We start from the raw sequence: 21014 nt of genomic DNA, 5'->3' as shown, positions 1-21014 counted from the left end.
AATCTAAACTACAACAACGCCGCGACTTCATCGCTGATTTCACCGTTGTGATACACGTTTTGCACATCATCACACTCTTCCAGCATATCAATCAAGCGCAATAATTTCGGTGCGGCTTCGGCATCTAAATCCACTGTGGTTGACGGAATCATCGACACTTCGGCACTTTCAATTTTAAAACCCGCCGCTTCAATGCCGTCGCGCACTGCGCCCAGTTCTTCCCATGCGGTATAGATTTCAAAACTGCCGTCATCTTGCGGTTGCACATCATCAGCACCGGCTTCGATTGCCGCTTCGATTAAGCTGTCTTCATCGCCTTGCGCAATCAAAATCAAGCCTTTTTTGTTGAACAGATAGCCGACCGAGCCTTCCGTACCTAAGTTGCCACCGCACTTGGTGAAACTCGGGCGCACTTGTGAAATGGTGCGGTTGGCATTATCGCTCAAACACTCCACCATCACCGCCGTGCCGCCCGGACCGTAGCCCTCATATACACGGGTCTCCATATTGGTATCATCGCCGCCGCCCACGCCGCGCTCAATCGCACGGTTAATGGTGTCGCGCGTCATATTGCTGGCAAGCGCTTTATCCACCGCCGCACGCAAACGCGGATTCGCGCCTGCGTCACCACCGCCGATTTTCGCCGCTGTCACCAATTCACGGATTAATTTGGTAAAAATTTTGCCGCGTTGTGCGTCCTGCGCCGCTTTGCGGTGTTTGATATTCGCCCACTTACTATGGCCTGCCATCTTGATTTCCTCTTGCTATTTATTTTTAACTGTTTGTTTATTTTAGTAAAAATTGTTCAATCGCCGCCGCATTGTTCCACGATTTGGCCATCGTCACCGCCTGCTCTGCCGTCACCCAACGATACGCCGAATGTTCACTCAACCGCACTTCGCACTCTTGCGCCAACGGCAACAAAAACCAATGTTCGTGGCAATGGGTAACATCACGCGCATAACGATGACGAAACTGCGGAAAAATCTCAAAATCAACGGATTGTTGACAATCGACCAAACCGACCGCACTTAGCCCTGTTTCTTCCGCCACTTCACGCTTTGCGGCGCAAAGTGCGGTTTCGCCCGCCTCCAAACTGCCCGACACCGACTGCCAAAACGCAGGATCATCATTACGTTGCAACATCAGCACTTGTTGGCTATCGGTGGCATAGATCACCACCAACACCGATTCGGGGCGTTTAAATCGTGACATTTACGCTTTCGTTACCGTTAAGGCAAGCTCATTCAACGCCTGTTCATTGGCAAAACTTGGCGCGTCGGTCATTAAGCACGCGGCGGCAGTGGTTTTCGGGAATGCGATTACGTCGCGGATATTGTCCGTGCCGGTCAAGAGCATAGTTAGGCGATCCAAGCCGAATGCCAAGCCTGCGTGCGGTGGCGTGCCGAATTTTAACGCGTCGAGCAAGAAGCCGAATTTTTCTTGTTGCTCTTGTTCGTTAATGCCCAAGATATTGAACACGGTTTGCTGCATTTTTTGATCGAAGATCCGTACCGAGCCGCCGCCCACTTCGTAGCCGTTGATCACCATGTCATAAGCATTGGCGACCGCACTTGTCGGCTCGGCTGCCAGTTGTTGCGGCGTGAAATCTTTCGGTGAAGTGAAAGGATGGTGCATTGCCGCCAATTCGCCCTCGTCACCCATTTCAAACATTGGGAAATCGATCACCCACAGCGGTTTCCATTGATCCGCTTGGGTCAAGCCTAACTCTTTGCCGACTTTCAAACGCAGCGCACCCATCGAGTCGGTCACGATATTGTATCTATCCGAACCGAAGAAAATAATGTCGCCGTTTTGCGCGTCCAAACGCGCCAAGACCGCACTTAGCACCTCTGCCGATAAGAATTTGGCAATCGGGCTTTGCACGCCGTCAATGCCGGCGGCGATATCGTTCACTTTCAGCCACGCCAAGCCTTTCGCGCCGTAAATCGCAACAAACTGGGTATATTCGTCAATTTGTTTGCGGGTCAACGTCGCCCCGTTCGGCACGCGCAACGCCGCAACGCGCCCTTTCGGATCATTTGCCGGTTCGTTAAACACTTTAAATTCGACCTCTTTCAGCAAATCGGCAACATCGACCAGCTCCAACGGGTTGCGCAAATCCGGTTTGTCCGAACCAAAACGACGCATGGCTTCGGCGTAAGTCATAATCGGGAACGTGCCCAAATCCACACCGATAGTCTGCTGCCATAAGCCGCGTACCAATTCCTCCATCACCGCGCGGACTTCTTCGGCGGTCATAAACGAGGTTTCGACATCGATTTGGGTAAATTCAGGTTGGCGGTCGGCACGCAAATCTTCATCGCGGAAACATTTCACGATTTGATAATAACGGTCGAAACCGGACATCATCAGCAATTGTTTGAACAGTTGCGGCGATTGCGGCAGGGCGTAGAATTTGCCTTTATGCACCCGGCTCGGCACTAAATAGTCACGCGCGCCCTCCGGCGTGGCTTTGGTCAGCATTGGGGTTTCGATATCCAAGAAACCGTGTTCGTCCATAAAGCGGCGTACAAAACTGGTGATTTTGGCACGGGTTTTGATCCGTTGCGCCATTTCCGGGCGGCGCAAATCCAAATAACGGTATTTCAAACGCTGTTCTTCGGTGTTGTTTTGGTTGAAATCCAACGGCAACACGGCAGCGTTATTGTAAATTTTCAGCCCTTTCGCCAGCACTTCCACTTCGCCGGTCGCCATATCCGGATTGATATTTTTTTCCGTGCGCGCAATCACTTCCCCTTGAATTTGCACACAAAACTCATTGCGCAACGTAGCCGCCGCGTCAAATGCCGCTTGCTGTGCCGGATCAAAAAACACTTGTACAATGCCCTCGCGATCACGCAAATCGACAAAAATCATCGCCCCGAAATCACGGCGGCGGTGAATCCAACCGCTCAGTGTTACTTCTTGTCCGATATGGCTACGATTTAGCGAGCCGCAGTAGTGTGTACGCATCATAATCTGTGTTCCTTGCTGATTTTAAATTGAATTCCCGATTCTCAAGACGGAAAAAAGTTGAGAAGATTAACTGGCGGATTATAACGGAATTTTACGCCGGAATGAACAGCTTTATCGCTTGGGCGAGATGAAAGCAAAAGTGCGGTCAAACAACCGCACTGAGAGAGTAAAACGATTATTACGGCATTGCCGGCGGCAAGCCTTGCAAATCCGACGGTGATAAATTCGGAATCGATAAATCGTATTCGCCGCTCGGTAAGAGCAACTCGTCGTCATCTTCACCAAATGCCGCCGCTTCGCTGTCGGTTTCATCGTATAACGAATTAGCGTAGTCCTCGTCATATTCCAAACCGTCATCGCTATAAAACGCCTGCCCCAAGGCAAAAAGTGCGGTCATAAACACTTGCTCGATCGTTTCCTGCGGCACGACTTCCCCGTTATATTTTAATTGCCCGTTTTCCAACAAGGCTTTTGCGCTAAAAGCCTCCGGGGTTTCAATAAATGATCTGTTTTCGGTTAACAATTGCAACATATGTTGATAGCCTTCATCTGCTTCTTGCGTGATTTGTTCCGGCGTCAACCTCTCCTGTTCTGTTTCACTTTTAACGTTGGCAATCTGGGTCAGCGATTGCTGTAACATTTTTTTGTCGATTTCCGCATTAAAATCAAATTTGGACAAAAAGCGTAAAGGATCCGGGTTTACCGTTTCATCCGCGCTATCTGACTCGGTAAAATTGATCCCCAAATCCAGCGTTAACCGGCTGATACCGCCGCTGTTGCTCCACGCCAGCGGTGAAAACTGCAATTCCGGCTTTTTCGCTAGAATCGTCAGCGCCGCACGCTGTGCTTTTTCATCCTGCTCAGGCGTCGCTTGTCCGTCAACCGGAACGCTGTCACTCGCTTCATCCGACTGAATCGCCAATGCCATTTCTTTGATCGCCAAAGTTTGCGTGCCGATTGCCAGATCTTGCCACTGGGTCGGTTGCAACAAGCTATCCAGTTTTATTCCTCTTATTCTCAATTCATTGTTTTTAAGCGAATTTTTATCATCCGCTTTTCCCGAGAGAGCAAGATGATCCCAACTCAGCTTAACATCACCAATGCCTTGCAGGTTGGTGTCGGAATCAATCACCACCTCGCTCATGCTGAACGAGATATTGTTTTAAGGTATTCCAGCGCCGCAATCCGGATTTGCGACACAACCCGATCGTTGTAACCGAGGCTAAAATCAATGGTCAGCGGATTTTGCGCTTTGCTCAGTTCGAACCACGGCTCGACCAGCTCATTTTTGCCAAGTGCGGTCTGTCCCGCTGCCAGCACCGGTTTTAACTTGAATTTAGCCAAGTTACTTAGCGGCAATGGTCCGTGCTTAGACTATTTTTCGCCAATACAAGGCAAAAAACATGAAGTTTAGTTATTCTAAACGAACGGCTTTTAACGCCGTAGTGGCGAAAAAGAGTCATAGCCCTGCGGGTTGTGTTTAAAATTAGCCACTCCTCGTTGTCATCCTCACCAATAGTCTCGCTATTGGTTTCGGCTTACGCCTAGATTGCGCTAATTTTAAACGACAACTCAAAATATAAACAAACATCAACAAACCCTAAAAAAATTGCCCCACAAAAGCATTTGTCGCCCTTGCGCCTTTTGCGTACAATAACCGCACTTTTACTGATTTTGACTATAAAATGAACAAAGATACGCTATTTTCCGCACCGATTGAGAAAATCGGTGATTTTACCTTTGACGAGGCGGTTGCCGAAGTCTTTCCCGATATGATCCAGCGTTCCGTGCCGGGTTATTCCAATATCATCACCGCGATTGGCATGCTGGCGCAGCGGTTTGTGCAGCCGAATACGCAAGTGTACGATCTCGGTTGTTCGCGTGGGGCGGCGACGTTGTCGGCGCGGCGCAATATTAAACAGCCGAATGTAAAACTGATTGCGGTGGATAATTCGCCGGCGATGATCGAGCGTTGCCGCCGCCATATTGAGGCTTATCACGGCGAAAGTGCGGTTGAAATTATGTGCGATGACATTCGCCATATCGAGATTGAAAATGCGTCGATGGTGATTTTGAATTTCACCCTGCAATTCCTGCCACCGGCTGACCGCACTTTGCTGTTGCAAAAAATTTATCGCGGTTTGAATCGCGGCGGCGTGTTGGTGCTGTCGGAAAAATTCCGTTTTGATGATTCGATTATCAACGAGTTGCAAATCGATCTGCACCATGAATTCAAGCGTGCCAACGGTTATAGCGAGTTGGAAGTCAGCCAGAAACGCACTGCACTTGAAAATGTAATGCGCACCGATTCGATTCCGCAACATAAAGTGCGGTTGCGCGAAGTGGGATTTGAGCAGGTTGAATTATGGTTTCAGTGCTTTAATTTTGGTTCTATGTTAGCGATTAAACAATAAAATGAGAGAAATAGGATGATTGATTTTCGCCCGTTTTATCAACAAATCGCCCAATCCAATTTGTCGGATTGGCTGCAAACCCTGCCGCTGCAACTCAGCCGGTGGCAAAAAAATGCGCACGGCGAATATGCAAAATGGGCGAAAGTGATTGAATTTTTGCCGGCGCTAAACGCCGGCGAAATCAACCTGAAAAGTGCGGTCGAAGCGGTTGCGGCTGCGCCGTTGTCCGGTGGCGAACAGCAACGGATTGTGTATCATTTGAAGCAACTTATGCCGTGGCGCAAAGGTCCGTATCACTTGCACGGCATTCATATTGATTGCGAATGGCGTTCCGATTTTAAATGGGATCGGGTGCTGCCGCACTTAGCCCCGCTGCAGGATCGCACGATTTTAGATGTCGGCTGCGGCAGCGGTTATCATATGTGGCGCATGGTCGGCGAGGGCGCAAAAATGGTGGTCGGAATCGATCCGACCGAGCTGTTTTTATGCCAGTTCGAAGCGGTGCGCAAACTGCTGAATAATGACCGCCGTGCACATTTAATTCCGTTGGGCATTGAGCAAATGCAGCCGCTTGCCGCGTTTGACAGCGTATTTTCAATGGGCGTGCTCTATCACCGCAAATCGCCGCTCGATCACCTCAGCCAACTGAAAGATCAGCTAGTCAAAGGCGGCGAATTGGTGTTGGAAACGCTGGTGATCGACGGCGATGTCAATAGTGTATTAGTGCCGCAAGATCGCTACGCCAAAATGAAAAACGTCTATTTTATTCCGTCGGTGGCGGCACTGATCAATTGGCTGGAAAAGTGCGGTTTCCGCAATGTGCGCTGTGTTGATGTGGCAGCCACTTCGCTGGCAGAGCAACGCAAAACCGACTGGTTGGAAAACGAATCGCTCATCGACTTCCTCGATCCAAACGACCACAGCAAAACCATCGAGGGCTATCCTGCGCCGAAAAGAGCGGTTATTTTGGCAAATAAATAAGGTAATGCGGCTGATAAAAATACCAACTATGAGGCATTAACATTCCCGTTGGCAGGCGTAAGATATTGCTTGATTTTTATTAGATAAGAGTACGATATTATGTCTAATCCGTTTCATGCCCGTTGGACGGCGGTCGGCAACACGCTTTGCCTCGGGCACTGGGAAATCAGTTATCAAGGGCTGCCGCTGGTGTTGCCCGAACAAAAACGCGAACACGATATGGGGACTAACGGTATCTATAGTTTTATGGATCCGGAAGAAGAACTGTTTCGCGAAGGGCTGTATGAAGACGAGTGGATTATTGAAAACGCCGATTGGTTGGCGGACGTGTTTGTCACCTCGAATGTGCCGTTGGACGAAGAACATTTCCATTATTTCTATCAAGCCGTCAATAAAGAAGATTGGCGTTGCGGCAGCTGTGGCGGTTGTATGTAGCCTTACACTATAAGGAAAAACCATGAGTTATTGTGATTACGTCAACAATCTAACCCCCGGGCAAGAGCAACCGAATAAAACCTACCACGATCAGCATTACGGTTATCCGATCAGTGATGACAACGAGCTGTTTGAGCGGTTGGTATTGGAAATCAATCAAGCCGGTTTGCGTTGGACGTTAATACTGAAAAAACAACAGAATTTCCGTGCCGCTTACGCCCAATTCGACATTGCCACTGTTGCCGCTTACAGCGAAGAAGACAAAGTGCGGTTGTTGAATGACGCCGGTATCGTGCGCAACAGGCTGAAAGTCAATGCCGCAATTCATAACGCACAGCAAATTTTATTATTACAACAGCAGTATGGTTCGTTCAAAAACTGGCTCGATCACCACCATCCTCGCGCCCTTGCCGATTGGGTTAAGTTATTCAAAAAGCAATTTAAATTCGTCGGCGGCGAAATCGTCAATGAATTTCTGATGAGCACAGGCTACTTGCCCGGCGCACACCAAACGGATTGCCCGATTTATGCCAAGGTGTTGGCAAGCGAACCGGCTTGGCTGAAATCAACATCATAGCGAGGTCATCCATGGAGTACAAATTTGATATCGCTTTAGATGAGCAATCGGAAAACATTATTAAAAAAATGCTGAATTCCAACAATTACCAATCAAAAAATGAGATTATACAAACGGCATGTGAGTTACAACTAAATCCAATTGCCAAGCCTTTTAATCCGCGTAGAATATCAACTACTTTCCATTCCAAAGGGTTACATTATGTCATTTCAATCCATACAACTGCTGAAACATATCCACCCGAGTCTTTCCCTGCAACAAATTAATGAAATTCCGGTTATCGTGCTGGATCACCCGCTTGGCAAAGCGGTGATCGCCTTGCAAGGGGCACACTTGCTCAGCTGGCAACCGCACTTTGCCACCGAAGATCTTTTGTGGTTAAGCGAAATCGAGCCGTTTAAACTGGGTGTGGCAATCCGCGGGGGAATTCCAGTGTGTTATCCATGGTTTAAAGATTACGGCACTCCGGCACACGGCTATGCACGGATTAACCTGTGGCAACTCAGTCAATGGCAAGTCAGCGATAACAAAGCCGAGCTAACCTTCACGCTGTATGACAACAATCATCTCGTTGAAGCCGAGCTGAAAATGGTGTTTAGCAGCGAATGCGTATTAACTTTCACGCACTATGGCGAACAAGAAGCGCAACTGGCGTTGCACAGCTATTTCAAGGTCGGCGATATTGCGCAAACCACGTTACACGGCTTGCCGAAAACCGCACTTAATACGTTAAATAATCGGCAAGAAAATGTCGCTTCGCCTCGTCAATTCACGCAGGAAACCGATTGCATTTATTCAGCGGAAAATCCGATTAGCCGGATTGAAGATAAAGCCCAACAGCGGATGATTGAAATTGAACATATCAATGCCTCGGATATCGTGGTGTGGAATCCGTGGCAGAAAAAAACCGGCAGTATGTCGCCGAAGGGCTATCAAACCATGCTATGTGTTGAAACGTCGCGGATTAGCCGCAAATTGACGCAAGGGGAAAGCGTGCAAGCGGTGATTCGAATCCAACGCTAAGCCCCACTGCTCCAAACCGCTAACGCAAGGGCGTTCAACACGCCCTTTGCCCCCTAATATTTGTCAAACTTCGTGACTCGTCTCACAAAACTTCATTTGTCATGATTTAGATCATCGCCTTTGCATTCCACTTAATAGGTAGTAATGTTAAAATTTTTCCGTTACCAATTCTATTAATAGAGGAAATTACTATGACATTTCGTATCGAAAAAGACACTATGGGTGAAGTTCAAGTTCCGGCAGACAAATATTGGGCGGCGCAAACCGAGCGTTCACGCAATAATTTTAAAATCGGTCCCGCCGCTTCTATGCCGCATGAAATCATCGAAGCTTTCGGTTACCTGAAAAAAGCCGCGGCGTTTGCCAACACCGATTTAGGCGTATTGCCAGTGGAAAAACGCGATCTGATCGGGCAGGCTTGTGATGAAATTCTGGCGAATAAACTGGATGATCAATTCCCACTCGTGATCTGGCAAACCGGTTCAGGTACGCAATCGAATATGAACGTCAACGAAGTGATTTCCAACCGCGCGCACGTGCTTAACGGCGGTAAACTGGGCGAAAAAAGCGTGATCCACCCGAATGATGACGTCAATAAATCCCAATCCTCCAACGACACCTACCCGACTGCAATGCACATCGCCGCTTACAAAAAAGTGGTGGAAACCACCATTCCATGCGTGGCGCGTTTGCAAAAAACCTTCGCCGAAAAAGCGGCGGCGTTCAACGATGTGGTGAAAATCGGACGCACCCACTTAATGGACGCAACCCCGCTCACCTTAGGGCAAGAATTTTCCGCCTATGCGGCGCAATTGGATTTCGGCTTAAAAGCGCTGAAAAACACGCTACCGCACTTGGCGGAATTGGCGCTAGGCGGCACGGCGGTCGGCACAGGCTTAAACACGCCGCAAGGTTATGATGTCAAAGTGGCGGAATATATCGCCAAATTCACCGGCTTGCCGTTCGTGACTGCGCAAAATAAATTCGAAGCCTTGGCAACCCATGATGCGATTGTGGAAACCCATGGTGCGTTAAAACAATTAGCGGTCTCACTGTATAAAATCGCCAACGATATTCGTTTATTGGCGTCGGGTCCACGCTCCGGTATCGGTGAAATTTTAATCCCTGAAAATGAGCCGGGTTCCTCGATTATGCCGGGCAAAGTCAATCCGACCCAATGCGAAGCCTTGACCATGGTATGCGCACAAGTGTTGGGCAACGACACCACCATCTCGTTCGCCGGTACGCAAGGGCATTTCCAACTGAACGTATTCAAACCGGTGATGGCGGCAAACTTCCTGCAATCGGCGCAACTGTTGGCTGACGCTTGTGTGTCATTCGACGAGCATTGTGCGGTTGGTATTGAACCGAATCACCCTCGCATTCAAATGCAGTTGCAAAATTCATTAATGTTGGTGACCGCACTGAATACCCATATCGGTTACGAAAATGCGGCGAAAATCGCCAAAACCGCCCACAAAAACGGCACTACCCTGAAAGAAGAAGCGATTAACCTTGGTTTGGTTACCGCTGAACAATTTGAAGAGTGGGTTCGTCCTGAAGATATGGTCGGCAGCCTGAAAAAATAACGCTGGCGCGATGAGAACGGGATCTTCGGATCCCGTTTTTATTCCCGGCTAAATTAGACCTTATCACCGTTTATGTTATAATCTCATTAAGTTGTGTTGTCCGAGTAATTCATCGGTTATATTATGAAATTATTAAAAATTGCCACTCCCCTGTTCCTTTTGCTTTTCAGCAAGCTGGCTTCGGCGACTTGGTTGCCGGTCGGTACGGTTGACTATACTTGGGGGCCTTTCCATATCTATACCATTACCCTGTATAGCGAAAATGGCGAATACCAACCGAACCAACGTCCGCTCATGCTGACGTTGAATTATGCCAAACCGGTCGAAGGCAAAAACTTTGCGATTACCATTAAAAAAGAGCTAAGCAATATTGCGCCGCAAGTCTCTCCCGAGTTACAAAGCCAGTGGGCGGCAAAATTAGAACAAAGCTTACCGGATTTTCAACCGCAAGATTTGCTGAATTATATTGCTTTGGAAGATACCGGTTATTTTGTGCTGAATGATACCGTATTGGAACCGCAATTCGGCAACGCGTTTAATCAGGCGTTTTTGGATATTTGGTTGTCACCGCAAAGCAGTTTTAAACGCTTACAAAGTAAATTATTAGGTCTCGATAAAGATCAACCGAGCAAATATTCGCCGCCGGCGCGCCAACTGGAAACCGCCCCGGTAGAAGAGGAAAGCCGGGATCCGTTAATCCTGCCAACGGTGCCCGACACCGTCCCTGCTACACCGGAAAGCGCAGAAGCCAGTTAATTCGACGTTGTTGTTTATAGCATTTTTATGATGGGAGTCTCTGTTATGCGTTTACCCCGAACCGTTTTGTCACTGGTTGCAAAATCTCTCAGCCTAATGTTGATTGGAAGCCAAGTTTATGCGGAACAAACCCCAAGCGCCGATCATCAAAGTGCGGTCAGCGCCGCCATTCCAACGGACAATCCGCCGCAATCCGCCACTGCTGCTGAAGAGTATGCCACGCAAATTAATGTGGAGATCATTGCATTCCAACGCCTGCTAGACGGCGATAGTCTGAACCAGCAATTCCCGGAACTCAGCTCGGTCATTCCGACCGCCGATGCCATTTTACCATCGGAAACACAAATCAACGCACGCGCATTGCCCGACAGTGCTATGCAGCTCAATGATATTTATACGAAATTTGAACAACACGATGCCTATGTGCCGTTTTATCACCAAGCTTGGACACAAGCGCTAAACCAACAAAGTTTGGCCGTGCCGATTCACATTCAATCAGCCGCGGATCGTCTCCCCTCGTTGGATGGGCGTTTTACGGTGTGGCAGGATGATAAAATCGAGTTAAATTTCAATCTGGCTTTTAGTTACGACGACAAAAAAAGCGCCTCCCGCTTAATGCCGGTTTTTGGCAGTGTCGGACAAGATGTGACAACCGTTGTACCGGATATTGACGCGGTCTCCGATAAAGAGCAAGAAACCGAAACCGCCGTCGCCTCGGCACGGCACACTATCCAGTATCAAAGCCAAAGCAGTTACACGGATAACCAAATGATGTATTTTGACCACCCGTTGTTCGGTATTTTAGTTTTGATTAACAGTGCCGATGGCAAACCGCTTAAAGGCGTCAGCGGCAGTAATATGACGCCATAACCTTTCTTATTCAATATAACAGAAAGCCATATTTGTGAACAAATATGGCTTTTACTATCGCCGCGAAAATCTGCCTACGGCATAATCGCCTCTTGGTCTTCGCCTTCTTTTTCAACTTTCGGCGGCAGCATGTGTTCGCGTGTTAAGCCGAGATCCAGCGCAAGTGCGGTTGCGATATAAATCGAAGAATACGTACCGAAACCAATCCCGATTAATAAGGCAAGTGAGAAGTTATGAATACTCGGCCCGCCCCAAATATACAATGCCAATACCACGACCAAGGTGGTTGCCGAGGTCATCAAAGTTCTGGCAAGGGTTTGGGTCAAAGAAATATCCATAATGTCTTGTGCCGCAGTACGGCGGATTTTACGGAAGTTTTCGCGGATTCGGTCAAATACCACGATACTATCATTCAGAGAATAACCGATTACCGAGAGAATCGCTGCCACGAAAGTCAAGTCGATTTCAATCTGTAACGCAGCGAATACGCCCAAGGTTACAATCACATCATGTGCTAACGCTAAAATCCCGCCGGCTCCCAAACGCCATTCAAAGCGTAGACCGACATACAACAGCAACATAATTAAGGTTACCAACGTGGCATAAATCGCCGCTTCGGTCAGCTCTTTCCCTACGTTCGGACCAACAAACTCAATACTGCGCACAGTTGATTGAGCATCAATACTTTGCAGAATATTGATCACTTTCGGTCCAATCGTGGTGTCGCCGTCTTCCGACGGTAAACGGATCATCACATCACGCGTGCCACCGGAAGCCTGCACCACCGCACTGCCGAAATCATTTTCCGCCAATGCAGACCGCACTTTCGGTAAATCCGCCGGTTGGGAGAAGCTGGCTTCGATCACGGTACCACCGGTAAAATCCAAGCCCCAGTTAAATCCCTTCGTCACCACAAAGAATAAACTGATGGCTATCACCGCTAACGAAAAAATATAGCCGGGAATGCGGTATTTCATAAACGGGATTACACTGCGTGCCAGTTTTATGCCGCTTTCGGTTTCAATAGGTTGTTTTGCTTTTACATTCACCATTTAATCCTCAATCTAAATTGACAACTTATCAATGCGTTTGCCGCCATACAGGAAGTTCACAATCGCACGCGTGCCGGTGATTGCGGTGAACATAGAAATCGCCACGCCCAATGACAAGGTGATGGCAAAGCCTTTTACCGGTCCGGTGCCGACCGCATACAAAATAATCGCGACCAAAATCGTGGTTAAGTTGGCGTCGAAAATACTGGAAAAGGCACCGTTGTAGCCTTCGTGAATCGCTTGTTGCACGCTGCGCCCGTTGCGCAACTCTTCCTTAATCCGTTCAAAGATCAGCACGTTGGCATCGACTGACATGCCCACCGCCAACACGATTCCGGCAATGCCCGGCATTGTCAGGGTTGCCCCCGGCAGTAAAGACAACACGCCAATCAGCAATACGATATTCAGCACTAAGGCAAGGTTGGCTATCATGCCGAATTTACGATAGACAAACAGCATAAACAGAATGGTGAAACCTAAGCCGTATAGACTCGCTTCCATGCCTTGTTCGATATTTTGCGCCCCTAAAGACGGCCCGATCGTGCGTTCCTCTACGATTTGAATCGGCGCAATCAACGCCCCGGCACGCAACAGCACCGATAAATTTAACGCTTCAGCCGGGCTGTCGATACCGCTGATACGGAAACGGCTGCCGAGACGATCGTTAATGGTCGCCACGTTAATCACTTCTTCGTGTTTTTCCAGAATCGGCGTGCCTTTGTCATCAACCCGACCACTCTCTTTATACTCGCTGTATAAGGTTGCCATCGGTTTGCCGATGGCATCGCGGGTCGCCGCCGCCATCAAATTGCCGCCCTCGCTATCGAGGGTAATATTCACTTCTGGGCGACCTGTAGTGTGATCGCTGCCCGACGTTGCCCCTGTGATATGTTCGCCGCCAAGAATCACGCGACGATACAGCACTACCGGATTGCCTTCGCGATCATTTTTCACTTCGGAATCTGACGGCACCATGCCGCGTGCAGCAAAATCGGCACTCGCATTAGTATTCACCAGACGGAATTCCAAGGTCGCCGTCGCACCCAAAATTTCTTTGGCGCGCGCGGTATCTTGCACGCCCGGCAATTCAATCACTATGCGTTCGGCCCCTTGGCGTTGCACCACCGGTTCCGCCACACCTAATTCATTTACCCGTTTACGCAAAATCGTCAGGTTTTGCTCAATCGCGTGTTCACGCACCTGTGCCAAGTCCGCTTCCGACATGGTAAGCGTAATCACTTTGCCGTTAAGGCTTTGTTGTAAATTCGGATCAATGCGGCGAATTAAACTTTGCGCTTCCGATTCGGAGGCTTGTTCGCCCAGCGTAATGACGGTGGAATAGTTTTCACCTTGACGGATATTAGTATAAGCAATCCGCGCTTTGCGCAATTCGGTGCGCAAATTGTCTTGGCGCTGGGTTTCCAGTTTCTCAAGTGCGGTCTTCATATCGACCTGCATTAGGAAACGTACCCCACCGCGCAAATCCAATCCCAGTTTCATCGGGCTGCCGCCAATCGCTTCCAACCACGCCGGGGTTGCCGGCGCCAGATTCAACGCCACTGAATAACCCTTGCCTAAATTTTCAGCCAGTTTATCTTTCGCCAGTAGTTGATCATCGGTATTGGCGAATTTTGCCAACACAGAACCGTTTTCCAATTGTAACGATTTCACCGCTAATTGGTTTTGTTGTAAGACTTGTTGTACTCGTTGATAAGTGGTGTTGTCTGCCTGCTGTCCGCGGGTGCCGGAAATTTGCACCGCAGGATCTTCACCATAAAGATTTGGAAGAGCATATAAAATGCCGATGGCGACCAAAATGATCACCATCAGGTTCTTCCATAAAGGGAAACGATTTAACACAATTAATGCCCCTCACTCGGAAGTTAATTGGAAGATTGGAAAATTACAGGGATTTCAAAGAACCTTTTGGCAGCACCGCCACCACGAAATCACGTTTGATGGTCACTTCGATATTGTCATTTAACGCAATCACGATGTAATCACTTTCGGCAGAGGCTTTGCTGATTTTACCGATTAAACCGCCGCTGGTCAGCACTTCTTCGCCTTTCGCCAGTGACGCCATTAAATTGCGGTGATCCTTGTTACGTTTTGCTTGCGGACGATAGATCATAAAATAGAAAATTAAGGCAAAGATTACCAAAATAAAGATCATTTGCATTCCGCCGCCTTGTTGTGCGTCCATTTTTTTATCCTTTTTAAGTTAGTGATTAAATTAAGTAAACAGGACGCTCATGCTTGTTCAACATAACCGCCCCGACTGTAATAGCGGTGTTCAAAATAGCATAAAACACGGCTAAAGTGAAAATCTTCTTGTTGTCAGGCTTATTTTCCGTCATCAAATGCGTGGTATTCATTCAACGGCGGCACCGGCTTGCCGATACGGGCGTAAAACTGCGCGACAAACTGTTCTAATTCGCCATTTTCAATCGCGGTGCGCAACTGTGCCATCAAGCGTTGATAATAACGCAGGTTGTGAATGGTATTCAGTCTCGCACCCAAAATTTCACCGCACTTGTCCAAATGATACAGATAGGCTTTGGTGTAATTTTTACAGGTATAACAATCACATTCCGCTTCCAATGGCGATACATCGTCGCGGTATTTGGCGTTACGGATTTTAATCACGCCGTCTGCGGTGAACAAGTGTCCGTTGCGCGCATTGCGGGTCGGCATCACGCAGTCGAACATATCAATCCCGCGGCGCACGCCTTCCACCAAATCCTCCGGTTTGCCCACGCCCATTAAATAACGCGGTTTATCCTGCGGAATTTGCGGACAAATATATTCCAAAATGCGGTGCATATCTTCTTTCGGCTCGCCCACTGCCAAACCGCCGACCGCATAGCCGTCAAAACCGATTTCCACCAAGCCCTCGACCGAAACCTTGCGCAATTCTTCATATACGCCGCCTTGAATAATACCGAACAACGCATTTTTGTTGCCTAATTCATCGAAACGATCACGGCTGCGTTTCGCCCAACGCAGCGACATTTCCATTGAATTTTTGGCATAATCAAAATCGGCGGGATACGGCGTGCATTCATCGAAAATCATCACAATATCCGAACCGAGATCATATTGAATTTCCATTGATTTTTCCGGCGATAAGAAAATTTTCTCGCCGTTAATCGGATTACGGAAATGTACGCCCTCTTCTTTGATTTTACGAATATCGCCCAAGCTGAACACTTGGAAACCGCCGGAATCGGTCAAGATCGGCCCGTGCCACTGCATAAAATCATGCAGATCGCCGTGCAGTTTCATCACTTCCTGCCCCGGTCGCAGCCACAGGTGAAAGGTGTTGCCCAACAAAATTTGCGCGCCGGTGGCTTTCACTTCTTCCGGGGTCATGCCTTTCACCGTGCCGTACGTCCCGACCGGCATAAACGCCGGCGTTTCCACGCTAAATTCCCCTTGCGGACGTTGAAAGGTCAAACGCCCGCGCCGTGCGCGTCCGTCGGTGTTGTGTAATTCATATTTCATATTTTGCTCCTATCAACGGAAAAACAGTCCGAAGATTGATCTTATTTAAAGAATAAAAGTGCGGCGATCCGTACTTTTGCTTTATGTCCCTCCCCATTTTTCTAGCGAAAAATGGTACTCCCTCCGCACAGGGAGGAAGGGAGAAAAGAATCTTCCAGCTACCTAAAATATCGTGGCTACTTAAAATATCGTAATTAGCTTGATTTGAAAACTCAAGCCAATCCGCTCACATCAGGATTTTTGCTAATAAACATCGCGTCGCCGTAACTAAAGAAACGGTACCGCTCGGCAACCGCACTTTGATACGCCTGCATGGTATGGCGGTAACCGGCAAAAGCAGAAACCAACATCACCAAGGTCGATTCCGGCAAATGGAAATTGGTAATCAGCGCATCGACCACGCGAAACGGTTTGCCCGGATAAAGGAAAATCGTAGTGTCGGAAAAATAAGGCGCAAGCAAGTGCGGTTGTTGTTGCGACAACGGTGTTTCCGCCGCTGCCAATGCCGCACTTTCGAGGGCGCGCACCGAGGTCGTGCCGACCGCAATCACCCGTTTCCCGGCAGCTTTGGTGGCTAACACCGCTTGCACCGTCTGCTCATCGACTTCAACATATTCGGCGTGCATATGGTGATCTTCCACTTTTTCCACCCGCACCGGCTGGAATGTGCCTGCGCCGACGTGCAAAGTCACAAAGGCAAAATTCACGCCTTTTGCCGCCAATTTGTCTAACAACGCCTGATCGAAATGCAAACCGGCGGTCGGCGCGGCAACTGCGCCGGGCACTTGATTATACACGGTTTGATAACGCTCCTGATCCATTTCTTCATCAGGGCGATCAATATACGGCGGCAACGGAATATGCCCGATTTGCTGTAAAATCGCCAACAACGGCGTATCGCCGACCACTTCCAACTCAAACAAGGTATCGTGGCGCGCTTTCATCACAAAAGCAATGCCGTTGCCCGCGCCTAACTTGTCTTCGCCCAGAATAATCTGCGCCCCGGCTTGCGGCGCTTTCGAGGCACGCACGTGTGCCAAACAACGGCGTTCGCCCAACACCCGCTCAACCAACACTTCTAATTTGCCACCGCTGCTTTTGCGTCCGAACATGCGCGCCGGAATCACACGGGTATTATTGAACACCAATAAATCGCCGGCGTCGACCAAATCCAACACCTCGGCAAATTGACGGTGCCGCAATTCGCCGCTTTGTCCGTTCAGGCACAACAAACGGCTGCTGCTGCGTTCCGCTTTCGGATAACGTGCAATCAGCTCGTCCGGCAACTCAAAATGAAAATCTGAAACTTGCATTTTTCCCACTCAATGATAAAAATTAAGCCTGCTAGTTTATTGATTGTTGCCACAAGTCGCAAGCGGATCATCACGATTTACTGACTTTCCCCAACCGCACTTTGCGCCATCAGCCCAAACCACTGCTGCATTTTCTCTTTTATCGCATTCAAATCAAGCTGTTGCTGTTGGCTGAGCAGCCGTTGCCAATAGGGATCGGCTTTGTCGCTTTCATGGAAACCGTCTTGTGCCAAGTTTTGAATTTCCTGCCGTAATTCCTCGTCTGTTTTCGCTTTATCGGCAAAAAACAGCGGATAAAGTGCGGTTGGCACCACAAACAACTGCTGTTCCGAGCGCAGGAAATCCGCAACGTAACAAGCTAACTGTTGTTGCGCTTGTTCGACGCTCATCTCCGCAAATTGCAAACGGCTCACCTTGCCTTTCTCAATCCCATAAAAGTGCGGTGTTGCGGCGGTTTGTTGCCGTTGCACGCATTGGGCTAAATAGGTGATCCAGCTTTCGATTTGATGTTGCGCTTTCACGCTGCCGCTGCGCCAGCGCACTTGCCGCCCTTGATACAGCTGTGTGATGTCGCCTTGCAATCGGTAATCTTGCCCGTCAATCTCAAACGTTAAATCAATCGGCAGGGTTTGCGCCGTTTGGCTTAAATACGGCGCAATCGCGGCACTGAGCGGTTGCAACTCGTCGCTGATTTTTTGTTCGGCAATCTCAGCAAAGGCGGCGCGCGGCAATTCGCCTTTATATTTGGCGTAGTCGAATTGTTGCCCCCAATCGCTTGCCGGTTGCCGTAAAAGCCGTTCCTTTAATTGGTAGTTTTCCAGTTTTGACAACTGAAACACTTCGCTCTCTTCCAACGCGGTGTCATATTGGCGGAAATACGCGCCAAGCTGTTGTTCAAAAAAATAACGCAACGGATCTTGCACAAAACGGATCAAACGATCCAATTCTATCACCGCACTTTGCAGCGGATTTGCCGCCAGCGGTTGCACAAAATTGCTAACGTCATGTTGTTGCTGCGTTGCCGCCAGCCACCCTTTGGCAAAAGAGCGGTTTGGATTGTGCGGCTTGAAATTTTCGGCACTGAACACGGTCATCGGGTGGGTTTGGATCAATTTTGAGCGCACTTCGCCGCTGTCCGTTGCGATTTGCTCCGCCAAATAATCGACGAGCTGGCTGACTAACACCGACGGTTGCAACACTTGATTATCGGTCAATGAACGTCCGACATAGCTGATATACAGCTTTTGTTGCGCCGATAAAATCGCCTCTAAAAACAGATAGCGATCATCATCACGCCGCACGCGGTCGCCTTTTTGCGGCGCATATTGCATTAAATCAAAGCTGTTCGGATTATGTCGGCGCGGATAATCGCCCTCGTTCATGCCGAGCAACGCCACCACCTTGAACGGAATCGCGCGCATCGGCAGCAAGGTGCAAAAACTCAATTTGCCGTTGAGAAAATTGAAACTGTTGTCTTCTTCCGATAAACGGCTGTTCATCAGTTCCGCCACCACCTCGCTGCTCAATTCGCCTTCAAATTGGGTCTCAAGTGCGGTTTGAAACACCTCATCAATCCGTTGCGCCAAAAACAGCAGGGCGTGGCGGCTGTCGTCGCTGTCGATAAAAAACTGCTGTAACGCATTTTGTAACGCCTGTTGCCAATCAGCAATGCGGTGTGTTTGTTGTAACAAGGCATGCCAATCTTGCAATTGTTGCAAAAACTCGCCCAGTTTGCCGACCAATTGCGCATCCAAGCCGAAGCTAAAATCAAACGCCACCGTCTCTTGCCAAACACCGTCCGCTTCGCGCATTGCCGTGCCAAGTAGCATTCTTTCCAGCCCACTTTGCCATGAATTGTAATTCGGCTCGCTTTCCCCCTCGCGGCGCAAGCCATAGCGAATGCCGTTCTGCGCCACCCAGTTTTTCAATGTTGTCAAATCAGAGAGTTCAATCGCAAAACGTTCACGCAGTTCGGCAACGTCAAGCAGCCCCAACACGGCTTCGGCGGTGAACGGGCTTTCTTTTAATTGCAACAACGCCAAAAAGGTTGAGATAATCACATCGCTGTGACTGTGTTTGCGGTCGGCGATTTCGTAGGGAATAAAATGCGGATCTTGGTAACCGTATTGCGCAAACACCGCATGAATATACGGCACATAGTTATCCACGTCCGCCACCATCACCACGATGTCTTTCGGCGTCAACGTGCGGTCTTGTTGAAACCAATGTAATAGTTGATCGTGTAAAATTTCCACTTCGCGCATTGGGCTGTGGCAAGCATGAATCGTCAGGCTTTGATCCTGCGCCTGCCAAACGAACGGCGGCGGCGATTGCAGCGGTTGCAAATCCAAAATCGCATTTTGCAGTTGCGCCAACAAGCCGTTCCCCGCAATCGCGGCGTAAGCGTCAATTTCATTGGCTTCGCTTTGACTTAATAATGATAAAAAATCGCGCCCCATTTTGCCCCATGCCGCCAACAGCGGATTGCCGCTTTGCAGATAGCCGAGCGGATTTTGCCAATCGTCCTGCGTGGCTTGCGCCTGTTGCTGCGCATTCAGCCACGGGCGCGAGTCTGCTTGTTCGGATGTTTCTTGCAAATAGGCTTGGCGCCGGCGCAATTGCAACTTTTGCAGAAAAGTGCGGTCAAGAATATCGCCCCAGTAATAACGGCACGGATTATTAAAAAACAGGTGGACTTCACTCTGCCGTGCCAACGCCTGAAAGGTTTGCAGATAAGCGGTCGGCAAGGCGGAAATACCGAAAATAAACAACCGTTGCGATGGCAATGCCGCCGTTTGCTTTGCCAATTGTTGCAAATAAGCCGTATGCAAATTGGCACGGTGATAACACTGTTCGCCCTGCTCTGCGCTTTGCTGCGCCACCCGCGCATACAACGCCCGCCACAATTTGCCCTGCCAGCTGACCGCACTTTGCAGATCTTGCTGCAATAAAGCCGACAATTCTTGATTATTTTGGCTTAAGCCGCGCCGTAATTGTTGCAGAATATCCTGTTCCCGTTGCTGTTCCCATGCGGTGATCCACTCGGGGCGATAGACCAAATATTGGTCGAACAGATCGGCAATTTTGCTTGCCAAGTGATACAGTTTTTCCTGTTCTAACGGCTCGCCGAGATATTTTTTCAATGGGGTAAAATCGCTGTCTGCCAGCAGCGTGGGAATCAGCGCCAACAAATGCCACAACATTGCCTCTTTTTGAAAGGCGTTTTGCTGCGGCACATTCGGCAAAGTGCGGTGATATTGTTGCCAAATAAAACTCGCCGGCAGCGGAAAATCGATGTTGGCGGCAACGCCGCACTCCGCCGCAATCTGTAATTTCAACCACTGCGCCATGCCCTGACTTTGCACCAAAATCTGTTCGCTCCGGAACGGATCAGGCAGCGGATTACGTTGCATTAAGTTGACTAAAATCGCTTTTTGAATCTCTAAATGGTTGGAATAATACAGGTGCAGCACGGTCATTCTCCTTGGCAGATGTGTTGCCATTGTCAACAAGAGCGCTAA

General features: G+C 49.0%; 19 protein-coding genes. 8 read left to right on the top strand and 11 right to left on the bottom strand.

Annotated features, from left to right (window positions below; all coding sequences use genetic code 11):
- Positions 1-8: 8 nt before the first annotated feature.
- The 5 genes from ACWA50_RS07855 to ACWA50_RS07835 form a co-directional block, all read right to left on the bottom strand.
- Positions 9-749, bottom strand: a complete 741-nt coding sequence (locus tag ACWA50_RS07855; RefSeq protein ID WP_431051366.1) for a YebC/PmpR family DNA-binding transcriptional regulator — start codon at positions 747-749, stop codon at positions 9-11.
- A 37-nt stretch (positions 750-786) separates the two neighbouring features.
- Positions 787-1215 (bottom strand): dihydroneopterin triphosphate diphosphatase, encoded by a 429-nt coding sequence (nudB, locus tag ACWA50_RS07850; RefSeq protein WP_431051364.1) that lies wholly within the window; start codon positions 1213-1215, stop codon positions 787-789.
- Positions 1216-2979 carry an aspartate--tRNA ligase gene (gene aspS / locus ACWA50_RS07845; protein WP_431051362.1) on the bottom strand — a complete coding sequence of 588 codons (1764 nt, stop codon included), beginning with the start codon at positions 2977-2979 and terminating at the stop codon, positions 1216-1218.
- 178 nt (positions 2980-3157) lie between these two features.
- On the bottom strand, positions 3158-4111 hold the full coding sequence (locus ACWA50_RS07840; protein WP_431051361.1) for a DUF945 family protein: 954 nt from the start codon (positions 4109-4111) through the stop codon (positions 3158-3160).
- 8 nt (positions 4112-4119) lie between these two features.
- A complete protein-coding gene (locus ACWA50_RS07835) occupies positions 4120-4323 on the bottom strand; it encodes a DUF945 family protein (RefSeq protein ID WP_449343091.1) in 204 nt (67 codons plus the stop codon).
- A 341-nt stretch (positions 4324-4664) separates the two neighbouring features.
- Between ACWA50_RS07835 and cmoA the strand changes: the two genes are divergently transcribed.
- The 8 genes from cmoA to ACWA50_RS07795 all read left to right on the top strand — a co-directional run bounded on the left by cmoA (position 4665) and on the right by ACWA50_RS07795 (position 11624).
- Entirely contained in the window at positions 4665-5393 is a 729-nt protein-coding gene (gene cmoA, locus ACWA50_RS07830; RefSeq protein ID WP_431051357.1) for a carboxy-S-adenosyl-L-methionine synthase CmoA, read from the top strand.
- 15 nt (positions 5394-5408) lie between these two features.
- Positions 5409-6374, top strand: coding sequence for a tRNA 5-methoxyuridine(34)/uridine 5-oxyacetic acid(34) synthase CmoB (gene cmoB, locus ACWA50_RS07825; protein WP_431051355.1), 966 nt, complete (start codon positions 5409-5411; stop codon positions 6372-6374).
- A gap of 99 nt (positions 6375-6473) precedes the next feature.
- Positions 6474-6809 (top strand): hypothetical protein, encoded by a 336-nt coding sequence (locus ACWA50_RS07820; RefSeq protein WP_431051353.1) that lies wholly within the window; start codon positions 6474-6476, stop codon positions 6807-6809.
- 22 nt (positions 6810-6831) lie between these two features.
- Positions 6832-7386 carry a DNA-3-methyladenine glycosylase I gene (locus ACWA50_RS07815; RefSeq protein WP_431051351.1) on the top strand — a complete coding sequence of 185 codons (555 nt, stop codon included), beginning with the start codon at positions 6832-6834 and terminating at the stop codon, positions 7384-7386.
- 201 nt (positions 7387-7587) lie between these two features.
- On the top strand, positions 7588-8409 hold the full coding sequence (locus ACWA50_RS07810; protein WP_431051349.1) for a D-hexose-6-phosphate mutarotase: 822 nt from the start codon (positions 7588-7590) through the stop codon (positions 8407-8409).
- A gap of 191 nt (positions 8410-8600) precedes the next feature.
- Positions 8601-9998, top strand: coding sequence for a class II fumarate hydratase (gene fumC, locus ACWA50_RS07805; protein WP_431051347.1), 1398 nt, complete (start codon positions 8601-8603; stop codon positions 9996-9998).
- A gap of 123 nt (positions 9999-10121) precedes the next feature.
- Positions 10122-10754, top strand: coding sequence for a chalcone isomerase family protein (locus tag ACWA50_RS07800; RefSeq protein ID WP_431051346.1), 633 nt, complete (start codon positions 10122-10124; stop codon positions 10752-10754).
- A 45-nt stretch (positions 10755-10799) separates the two neighbouring features.
- Positions 10800-11624 (top strand): CsiV family protein, encoded by an 825-nt coding sequence (locus ACWA50_RS07795; RefSeq protein WP_431051345.1) that lies wholly within the window; start codon positions 10800-10802, stop codon positions 11622-11624.
- Between the two features lie 74 nt (positions 11625-11698).
- Here the strand turns inward: ACWA50_RS07795 and secF are convergent, their stop codons facing one another.
- From secF to recC, 6 genes are all read right to left on the bottom strand, one after another.
- Entirely contained in the window at positions 11699-12676 is a 978-nt protein-coding gene (gene secF, locus ACWA50_RS07790) for a protein translocase subunit SecF (protein WP_431051343.1), read from the bottom strand.
- Positions 12677-12688: 12 nt separating this feature from the next.
- Positions 12689-14536: a protein translocase subunit SecD gene (gene secD / locus ACWA50_RS07785; RefSeq protein WP_431051341.1), complete on the bottom strand. Its 1848-nt coding sequence runs from the start codon at positions 14534-14536 to the stop codon at positions 12689-12691.
- A gap of 43 nt (positions 14537-14579) precedes the next feature.
- Positions 14580-14879, bottom strand: coding sequence for a preprotein translocase subunit YajC (gene yajC, locus ACWA50_RS07780; RefSeq protein ID WP_431051339.1), 300 nt, complete (start codon positions 14877-14879; stop codon positions 14580-14582).
- Positions 14880-15019: 140 nt separating this feature from the next.
- Positions 15020-16180, bottom strand: coding sequence for a tRNA guanosine(34) transglycosylase Tgt (gene tgt / locus ACWA50_RS07775; RefSeq protein WP_431051337.1), 1161 nt, complete (start codon positions 16178-16180; stop codon positions 15020-15022).
- 212 nt (positions 16181-16392) lie between these two features.
- A complete protein-coding gene (queA, locus tag ACWA50_RS07770) occupies positions 16393-17493 on the bottom strand; it encodes a tRNA preQ1(34) S-adenosylmethionine ribosyltransferase-isomerase QueA (RefSeq protein WP_431051335.1) in 1101 nt (366 codons plus the stop codon).
- A 77-nt stretch (positions 17494-17570) separates the two neighbouring features.
- Positions 17571-20972, bottom strand: coding sequence for an exodeoxyribonuclease V subunit gamma (gene recC, locus ACWA50_RS07765; RefSeq protein WP_431051333.1), 3402 nt, complete (start codon positions 20970-20972; stop codon positions 17571-17573).
- Positions 20973-21014: the final 42 nt, after the last annotated feature.

The sequence above is a fragment of the Testudinibacter sp. P17/SS/0325 genome (assembly GCF_053570765.1).
Note: the sequence above shows the minus strand (reverse complement) of the source record. Positions and strands in the feature narration are given on the sequence as shown.